This window comes from Shewanella marinintestina (genome assembly GCF_023283845.1).
GTDB lineage: Bacteria > Pseudomonadota > Gammaproteobacteria > Enterobacterales > Shewanellaceae > Shewanella > Shewanella marinintestina.
This window is the reverse complement of record NZ_JAKILC010000019.1, coordinates 95066-101962: the sequence shown is the minus strand read 5'-3', so window position 1 is coordinate 101962 and position 6897 is coordinate 95066. Positions and strand designations below refer to the sequence as shown.

At 41.6% G+C, this 6897-nt stretch carries 8 protein-coding genes and 1 tRNA gene; 6 read left to right on the top strand and 3 right to left on the bottom strand.

The features are described from left to right. Positions 1–12: 12 nt before the first annotated feature. A tRNA-Phe gene (locus tag L2747_RS18040) sits at positions 13–88 on the bottom strand. Between the two features lie 192 nt (positions 89–280). Here L2747_RS18040 and L2747_RS18035 point away from each other — a divergent pair. Continuing rightward, positions 281–856 (top strand): YceI family protein, encoded by a 576-nt coding sequence (locus L2747_RS18035; RefSeq protein WP_346347791.1) that lies wholly within the window; start codon positions 281–283, stop codon positions 854–856. 91 nt (positions 857–947) lie between these two features. Here L2747_RS18035 and L2747_RS18030 read toward each other — a convergent pair whose 3' ends face one another. After that, positions 948–1226: an oxidative damage protection protein gene (locus L2747_RS18030; RefSeq protein WP_249000394.1), complete on the bottom strand. Its 279-nt coding sequence runs from the start codon at positions 1224–1226 to the stop codon at positions 948–950. A 2-nt stretch (positions 1227–1228) separates the two neighbouring features. Continuing rightward, positions 1229–2293: an A/G-specific adenine glycosylase gene (gene mutY / locus L2747_RS18025; RefSeq protein ID WP_249000393.1), complete on the bottom strand. Its 1065-nt coding sequence runs from the start codon at positions 2291–2293 to the stop codon at positions 1229–1231. A gap of 250 nt (positions 2294–2543) precedes the next feature. Here mutY and trmB point away from each other — a divergent pair, with 250 nt between their 5' ends. The 5 genes from trmB to L2747_RS18000 all read left to right on the top strand — a co-directional run bounded on the left by trmB (position 2544) and on the right by L2747_RS18000 (position 6887). Further along, positions 2544–3257 (top strand): tRNA (guanosine(46)-N7)-methyltransferase TrmB, encoded by a 714-nt coding sequence (gene trmB / locus L2747_RS18020; RefSeq protein ID WP_249000392.1) that lies wholly within the window; start codon positions 2544–2546, stop codon positions 3255–3257. Between the two features lie 50 nt (positions 3258–3307). Then, entirely contained in the window at positions 3308–3634 is a 327-nt protein-coding gene (locus L2747_RS18015; protein ID WP_249000391.1) for a YggL family protein, read from the top strand. After that, positions 3634–4548 carry a glutaminase B gene (gene glsB / locus L2747_RS18010; RefSeq protein ID WP_249000390.1) on the top strand — a complete coding sequence of 305 codons (915 nt, stop codon included), beginning with the start codon at positions 3634–3636 and terminating at the stop codon, positions 4546–4548. The genes L2747_RS18015 and glsB overlap by 1 nt, the downstream gene beginning before the upstream one ends. Positions 4549–4788: 240 nt before the next feature. Continuing rightward, a complete protein-coding gene (locus L2747_RS18005) occupies positions 4789–5604 on the top strand; it encodes a YggN family protein (RefSeq protein ID WP_249000389.1) in 816 nt (271 codons plus the stop codon). 341 nt (positions 5605–5945) lie between these two features. Further along, a complete protein-coding gene (locus L2747_RS18000; protein ID WP_220781900.1) occupies positions 5946–6887 on the top strand; it encodes a LysR family transcriptional regulator in 942 nt (313 codons plus the stop codon). Positions 6888–6897: the final 10 nt, after the last annotated feature.

The following is a 6897-nucleotide window of genomic DNA, read 5'->3' as shown; positions in this document are numbered from 1 at the left end:
ATTAATAAATGTTGGTGCCCGAACCCGGAATCGAACCAGGGACACGAGGATTTTCAATCCTCTGCTCTACCGACTGAGCTATTCGGGCAACTAAGTATTACGTTAAGTAAATCTTAGATTTGCTACTGCAAACTTCTTGGCTTTAAAGCCTGTCTCGTTTGGAGTGCGCGTATCTTATAGCGACTCAAAAAATCCTGCAAGTGCTTTTTTACTTCATTTTGATTGTTCGGCTAGTTTGTGTTCAGCACGCTTTCAAATAACAATCAATTTCCCCTCGTGTATCTACACTCTATTTGGAAAAGCTTCACTTACCACTTCTCTGGGTATGACCAATATAGTGCAAACTGCGGACTATAAAATAGATACAGAAGGTGCACATGCATCAATCGAATTTAAAGTCAGTCATTTAGGTTATAGCTTTGTTGTCGGACGCTTTAATCAATTTCAAGGCGACTTTAGTTTTGATGCAAATAATATTGCAGACTCAAAAGTGAATGTGACGATTGATACCGCGAGCGTAGATTCTAATCATGCCGAACGTGATAAGCATTTACGCAGCAGTGACTTTTTAAATACTGGACAATTCCCTAAGGCAAACTTTGTTTCTACTTCGGCAGTAGATAAAGGTGACGGAAATTTTGTTATTAATGGTGAGTTTACCTTTAATGGGGTGACCAAACCGCTAGCCATTGATGCGCAAATGATAGGAGAGGGACAAGATCCTTGGGGCGGTTACCGTTCTGGTTTTGCCGGAAGCACTGAGTTTGCGTTAAAGGATTATGATGTGAAAGTCGATTTAGGACCTGCATCTGCAAATGTAATGTTAGATTTGGTCATAGAAGGGATCCGACAATAGTCCAAGCGAAATACTATTTATAGTAATAAGGCGCCGCTTAAAAGTTTAAGCGGCGCCTTATGTATTGTGCAGTGAATAGAGCCTTTAGGTGTTACTCATCATCTTTTTGCGGTACGTAGCCTTCGATTTCTACGTCTTTACCTTCAAACAAAAAGTTGATCATTTGCTCTTCAAGAAACTTGCGATCATCAACATTCATCATGTTCAATTTCTTTTCATTGATCAGCATGGTCTGCTTAGATTGCCAAAGGGCCCAAGCTTCTTTACTCACATTGTCAAAAATACGCTTCCCCAAGTCCCCTGGGTACAGCTGAAAACCTAGGCCTTCAGCCTCTTTATTCAAATACACGCAATTTACTGTGCGAGCCATGATTACTCCTTATTTAATACTGAACCTAAGTCGGCTAAAATTCGCTCGGTAGCTGAGGCTAAACCAACTTTAGGTGGATGAGTTAAGTTATACCAGACAGTGGAAGCTTGTTCCATGATCTGGTTATCGCAATATCCACTTACTCGTATCAGTATTGGCTGGATATCGAGGTGAAAGTGACTAAATGTATGTCTAAAACCTAACAGCTCTTGCTGTGAAGTCAGTTTTAACTGCTTATCTGAAATATAAGAGTCTAATTCTGCTCGGCTGCTAAATTGTGGAAAACACCAGAGTCCTCCCCAAATACCAGCTGAAGGACGTTTCTCTAACTGAACTTGCAGTTCATTTTCTATGACCAGTAACCAAGCAGACTTCTCTGGAATCGTTTTCTTTGGTTTTTTGCCAGGAAATTCACTTTGGCGCCCACTTAATTGGGCTTTGCAGTCAATAGCAACGGGGCAGAGTGGGCAGTTGGGTTTGGAACGGGTACAAACTGTTGCACCAATATCCATCATAGCCTGATTATACTTTTGAATATCTTTTGCCGGAGTAAAAGCTTCGGTTAGATGCCAAAGTTGCTGTTCAACAGGCTTTTTACCTGGCCAACCTTCAATAGCACCATGACGGGCTAAGACTCGCTTTACATTGCCATCTAAAATTGGAAAGTTAAGCCCAAGCGATAAAGACAACACCGCACCAGCGGTTGAGCGCCCAATCCCTGGCAGAGCTAATACATGGTCAAAGTCAGTCGGGAATTTACCGTCAAACTCTGACTGCATGATTTGCGCTGCTTTATGTAAGTTACGTGCGCGGGCATAGTAACCTAATCCTGTCCAATAATGCAGGACTTCATCTTGATCTGCTTTGGCCAAGGTTTCGATATCAGGAAAGCGGGCAATAAACTTTTCAAAATAGGGGATAACAGTCGCTACTTGCGTTTGTTGTAGCATGATCTCTGAAATCCATACTTTATATGGGGTTTTGTTTTGTTGCCAAGGGAGTTGTTTACGACCAAAGTTGTCGTACCATTCGATAATTCGAGTTGAAAAAGCTGCGGTAGTTTTCATCGGCGCAGTGTAACTTTAGGCAAAGCTTTAAACAAGGCACTGACCTAGGTTTATCCGTGACAAAGTCAATTAAAGATAGGCACAATTCTATTGATTTAATGGCAAACTAAAGCCACTGTTCGCACAAACTGAGATTCTTGGTATAATTTTGCCACAATAAGGCTTGCACTGAAGGTTTAACTTTGGATAATGCCTTTCTTTTTTAAATAATAGCTGTCTAATGCTAGCGCAGCCTTAAGTGAGGGCGAAAATGAGCGACGTAACAACCGCTGAATTCAATGAAGAAGGTAAATACCTTCGCAAAGTCAGAAGCTTTGTGTTGAGAGAGGGCCGCCTAACTAAAGGTCAAGCTCAAGCAATGGAGCAGCAGTGGCCGCTAATTGGTCTTGACTACACTCCAGAAGCTATCGACCTAGTTGAAGTGTTTGGCCGTGAAGCTGATACCGTTTTAGAAATTGGTTTTGGTATGGGCGCGTCATTAGTTGAAATGGCAAAAGCCTCTCCAGAGCTTAACTTCATTGGTATTGAAGTGCATAAACCTGGTGTTGGTGCGTGTTTAGCTGAAGCTGCAGAAGCTGGTGTAACGAACTTACGTGTTTATCACCATGATGCAATTGAAGTGCTAGAGAACAGCATTGCCGAAGGTAGCTTGTCTCGTGTGCAACTTTTCTTCCCAGATCCTTGGCATAAAAAGCGTCATCATAAGCGTCGCATCGTTCAAGCGCCTTTTGCTGAACTGATCCGCAGTAAACTTAAGGTTGGCGGTGTATTCCATTTGGCAACTGATTGGGAAAACTACAGTGAACATATGCTGGAAGTAATGACTGCAGCACCTGGTTATAAAAACCAGTCTGCTACAGGTGACGTTGTTGAGCGTCCAGATCATCGTCCACTAACTAAATTCGAAGCGCGTGGCCACCGTTTAGGTCATGGTGTTTGGGATCTTATGTTTGAGCGCGTTTAATCGCCCCAAAAAACATATACTTTAAAAATAAGTTATCTAGGAGAACAACCATGGCAGCAAACCGTAGCCGTCGCTTACGTAAAAAATTACGCGTAGATGAGTTCCAAGAGTTTGGATTTGACGTTAACTGGACATTTAATGAATCAGTAACAGAAGAGCAAATTGATGCAATCGTTGATCAGTTTATCGACGAAGTGATTGAACCTGCAGACCTTGGTTACCACGGCGGTGGTCATAAAGAGTGGGAAGGTATTATTGCTACTCAAGGTATTGGTAAGTGTACTGAAGAAAACCGCGCTGCCGTTAAAGCATTCTTTGACGCACAACCAGTATCGGATCTCGAGATTGGCGAGCTTTATGATATTTGGTGGGGTTAATGCCTGAATTGGCATTACTCGAAGAGGTCGTCGAAAAAGTTCGACCTCTTTTAGGCCAAGGTAAAGTGGCGGATTATATTCCTGCACTTGCCGAGGTTGATGCTAATAAACTGGGTATTGCAGTGACAACCGCTGATGGTGTCACTATAGGGGCTGGAGATTATCTCGAGCCCTTTTCTATTCAGAGTATCTCTAAGGTTTTTAGCCTTACTTTAGCGCTAATGTTGTATGAAGAAGATGAAATTTGGTCACGTGTGGGTAAAGAACCCTCGGGTCACTCATTTAATTCTCTGGTGCAGGTTGAGCTAGAAAAAGGTTTACCGCGAAATCCATTTATTAATGCGGGTGCTTTAGTTATTGCAGATTTACTGCAAAGTCGGCTTGGCGCGCCTAAACACCGTATGCTCGAAATTGTGCGGGGTTTAAGTGAAAATCATCGGGTCGGTTACGACAAAGTTGTAGCAGCATCTGAATATCAACACAGTGCACGTAACGCGGCTATTGCTTATTTGATGAAGTCATTTGGCAACTTTAATAATGATGTCGATACTGTACTGCATAGCTATTTTCACTACTGCTCATTACGTATGAGTTGCGCAGATCTATCTCGTGCCATGTTTTACCTTGCTAATTCAGGTAAGAGCCTTGCTGGAAAACAGTTGGTTAGTCCGGTGCAAAATAGGCAATTAAATGCTTTATTGGCTACCTCGGGTCTATACGATGGCGCTGGTGAGTTTGCTTATCGTGTTGGTATGCCAGGTAAAAGTGGTGTTGGTGGCGGCATAATTGCTGTGATCCCCGGTGATATGTCGGTTTGCGTATGGTCTCCAGAGTTAGATGCAAACGGTAACTCCTTAGCTGGTACTGCAATGCTCGAAGCATTGAGCCAGACTTTAGGTCGGTCAATATTTTAAATCGAGTGTCAGCTCGATATAGAAAAACCGCAATATCAGTAAGTTTTGATATTTAGCCAATTGTTAGTTTAATTGGCTAAATATATCATCCATTCGATTATTCAAAATCAACAACCTCAAGTTGCAATATCTATCAATGCATTTAAAAACATAGCTTTAGCTATTTTGGCATGCTCTGTGCTTTATCCTAGTCAAGATTGAATAAATCATTTAGATACTAAGCGATAAGGGATTAATGCAATGAAAAAACTACTTACCTCAGTCGGGATCACTGCCGTATTGTTATCAGCGTCTAGCTTACAGACTGTGGCAGCTCACAGTGAGCATGACGTCAATAATGAATGCGAAGTCATGCTTAATTACGATATAACTGTTGAGCCTAAAAAGCTGGTTGTTAGCGAAACTGGTGATGAAAAGTATCGTATCGAAATGGACAAACTATTTGTTAATGGCAAGCAGGTTGCACTTAGTAGCCAGCAACAAGCTTTAGTCGAACAATATTCGCATGAGGTTTCTTCGCAAGTACCAGAAGTTATTACGTTAGTGAATGATGCGGTGTCAATAGCTTCAACTGCGGTAAGTCTAGCGCTTACTCCGCTTCTTGGTGATAGTGCTGGGGCGCAAATTGATGAGATGATGGCTGGTCTTGAGGAGCGCATTGAAGAGGTTGCTTATCAGCAAGGAGATACTTTTTATCTAGGCGCGACAGAGTCTTCTTTAGAAGATGCTTTTGGGGAAGAGTTTGAACAAGAGATGGAACAGCTAGTTCAAAACTCTTTGGGAAGCATGATGATGTCTCTAGGCGCGCAAATGATGTCTGGCGACGGCGACTCATTTGAGCAAAAAATGCAGTCTTTCTCAGTAAAAATGGATTCTATTGGCGAAGAAATAGAGCTGCAGATCGAGCAGCAAGCTGATGATATTGAAGCGCGTAGTGAAAAGCTATGTCAAAACTTTAAGTCTTTAGTGGTATTGGAAAAGCAGCTTCGTACAGCTATCCCTGAATTGGCAAGCTATCCCTTGGTGGAGCAAACGAACGGGACTTTACTAGAGTAAACCGTACTGAAGTAAATCTTACTGGACTAACCTGTTGCCTTTGACAGCCTTGCAACACCCCTGCATCCTTCCTTTGTGCAGGGGCTTTTCTATTTTAAAACCTTTTGAATTTCAACACTGAAACATAGTCTTGTAATAACCCCAAAATGACATATTTGATGAGTTATGGGGAATTTTTGGTATACTTCTAAAAATAAAAGCAAAAACCAATAATTGGTTTCATAATAAAAATCCTACTCTAGCGTACATATATTCACTTAAGATATTGTTTTTATAAATGAAACTTCATGTCTTAGCGATGGAAGTACTATTACTGTCGTAAACACCTTAAGGCGATTTACATGTTAGAACTTTTAGAACCAATCGCAATTTTCACCCATGTGGCACGAGCAGGCAGTTTTAGCTCTGCAGCGAGAAAGTTAGGCATATCTAAGTCTAAAGTTAGTACTCAAGTTGCCGACTTGGAACACAAACTGGGTGTTCAGTTAATACAGCGTACCACCAGAAGTCTAAGTTTGACCGAAGCCGGTCAGCTGTTATATGCCCAAGGTGAAGAGCTATTAAGAGATGCTGACCAAGCTGTTGCTAGTGTTCATAATCTTAATGATGCAACTCGTGGTGTATTGAAAGTGGGTATTTCTCAATCTTTCGGTACCATGCATATAATACCTGCCTTGCCTGAATTTATGGCAAAACACCCTGAACTTGAATTACAAGTTAGCCTTCTTGACCATAAAGTTGATGTCGTCAGCGAAGGTTTAGACTTGCTATTGACTATGTCTGAGCAGCTACCGCTTGGTATGGTGGCACGGCCATTAATGAAGTGCCAATTCCTACTGGCAGCATCACCTTCTTATGTTGAAAAACATGGTGTACCCAATCGTCCTGAACAGTTAGTTGATCATAATTGTTTGGTATATCAAGGCGAATGGCATGAGCACAGTATTTGGCAGTTTAAACAAGGTGATGATTACTGTGAAATTGGTGTAACAGGTAATTTTAGAGTCGATAATGCACCAGCATTAAAGTCTGCAGCGGTAAGTGGTTTAGGTGTGGTTTATCTTGCTAGTTACTTACTTGAAGATGAGCTTGAAAAAGGTACCTTAGTCCCTATTCTAGAAGACTGGCAGTTAACGCATCACTTACCGTTACAAGCTGTTTATCCAAGACGTAAACATTTAGCGCCAAAGGTAAGCGCTTTTATTGATTTTATTAAGGATCATATCGGCACGCCTCCATATTGGGACACACCGCTTAAAGAATTGTATGCAAAACGTAAGTAAATTGGGGAAA